Annotated in this window: 2 protein-coding genes; both read right to left on the bottom strand. The window is 39.7% G+C overall.

The window, feature by feature from the left end; translation table 11 throughout:
• A partial coding sequence (locus AB1414_19690; protein ID MEW6609637.1) for an Mbeg1-like protein occupies positions 1–761 on the bottom strand: 761 nt, incomplete at its 3' end.
• Positions 762–790: 29 nt separating this feature from the next.
• On the bottom strand, positions 791–2,011 hold the full coding sequence (locus AB1414_19685) for a WD40 repeat domain-containing protein (GenBank protein ID MEW6609636.1): 1,221 nt from the start codon (positions 2,009–2,011) through the stop codon (positions 791–793).
• Between the last annotated feature and the right edge of the window lie 148 nt (positions 2,012–2,159).

Below are 2,159 nucleotides of genomic sequence, written 5' to 3'. Positions count from 1 at the left end.
TCGGCAAATCCGTTGCCGTCGTGGTCGAAGTAGGCGCCGTCTTTCACATGCGTCGTCTCTACTCCGTCTCTGTCTAAATCAAGGGTGATAGGGCTGAAAGCGTTATTGGCAGCGGTGAAAAGTTCGCGATAGGTATCTATAAAGTGTTGCCCGAGCATTTCTTTAGCTAAAGAAAGCAGTGGAAATGGCTTTGGAGCGACACTGTCCAGTAAAGCCATAAATGGATCAGTTGAATATATCGTTGTACCCACATGGGTAAACAGATTCCCAATAATATCTAAGGGATTGACATAGTTGGTTATATTACTACCATCTGGGCTATAACCTAAAGCACTCAAGTCATCTAACAGATGCTGCACTCCAGGAGCGCCAAACGTCGTCCCTGAAATGCTATTTGCAGCGCCCACGAGCTCTGCAAGAGCGCCTCCAAGCGAATGACCTGTGACAGAAATAGGAATTAAGGGGTTTTTCAAAGCAATTTCTTCATATAATAGCTGTGCATTGGAAAACTGAGCTGGCAAGAGATCACTTACAGGATTTAAATAAAGGTCATTAAAAACCCAATCCCTTATGTCATTTTTTTCTGTGCCTCGATAAGCTATTACAATCTCACTACCATTAGTGTAAACCTCTGCATAAAAACCAGTGTTTGGATCTGAAACAGGATTGCCAAGTAGACTCCACCCATCTGGAAGAGCTGGAGCATTTTCTCCACCATAAACATGCGCACTGAAAATCGAGTAGTCCGATACTGAGATCATTTTACGCCCCCTTAACAATTAGATTTTATTTAGAAGCTTCTAAATTCCATTATTACAACCTTCTTGCCAACAGATGCTGCTAAATACCTTCCATCGGGACTAAATGCTGCAGAATGAACAAAACTATCCATTTTTAATAAAGCAACAGCAGTGTCGTCCATTGCACGCCAAACTCTGATTGTCTTATCATTGCCTACCGAAACGATATATTTACTATCAGGACTATATGTCAAAAAATTGCTAAAACCATAATGTCCTGCTTGCACTTTCGTAAATGCTCCTTTGTCGATGTTGCATATTCTGATTATATTTTTATCATCAGCAGAAGCAATGAATTTGCTATCAGGGCTAAGTGCAATTGCTTTAATAGCTGATTGAGAGGGTTCACCCTTAATCACTCGTATCTGCTTGCCTGTTTTGGCATCAAGTATATTTATCGCGTTTTCTTTTTCGCTTTTGTTAATACTATAGGAATTTTCCATCCAGTAAATAAATCTCTCTCCATCATGACTATAGAAGAAATCTTTGTTGAATCCACCAGGAGTAGATAAGGTCTTAACCTGATTCCAATTGATAGCATCATATATATAAATATCATTAAAATTATTTCGTTCTTTTAAAAAACCTACTGCCAAATATTTTTGGTCAGGGCTGAATTTCAATGTCATAACATTGCGGGGTTCTGAAATGTTATTAACAAGCTGCCCTGTTTTTGCATTCCAGATATTAAGAGCAGTATTTCCCTTTATGCGCTTTACAAATCCTCTACCCGCGACCAAATATTTCCCATCTGGGCTATAGGTTAATACTTCTACTGAACCCGCCTGATCCGATATAACTCTTATTAACTTCCCTGAATGAGCATCCCAAATGCTTACTCTCCCATCCAATATTCCGCCTGTAGCCAATTGTGAACCATCTGGACTGAATGCTATTGAAAAAACATCATATTGATGCGTAAGTACTTGTTTAACATTTAAGTTTTTTACTATAACGCCACGAGCTATTTCTGTCCCACTGTTCTTATCTAATTGAACAGTCTTTGCATATGCATCAGGATAGGAAGAGGTTTTAATAGAATCAAGACTGCTTTCTAAAGCAGGAAAGAAAGGAATTAGCAAAGCAAAAGCAATTGCAATGACTAACACGCCATGCTGGCTTAGAATGTTTTTATTTTTTGGTGCGAAACTCTTCTTAAGCCTCCTAAAGTAACGAATCCTCTTAACGTGAGAAATCTGAATATTAAACATCAATATGCCTCCTAAGCTTTTTGGGTCTTCGCGGAAATGAGTGGGTGATCTTGGGCATTTTCTATATCTCCGGCAGCATACAGGTCAGCACTTTCAACCGCAGATACTCCTCATCGCGCAGACCATAAGCCCGCCTCTGGATCACCCT

It is taken from the genome of bacterium (genome assembly GCA_040755795.1).
GTDB lineage: Bacteria > UBA9089 > CG2-30-40-21 > CG2-30-40-21 > SBAY01 > JBFLXS01.
Note: the sequence above shows the minus strand (reverse complement) of the source record. Positions and strands in the feature narration are given on the sequence as shown.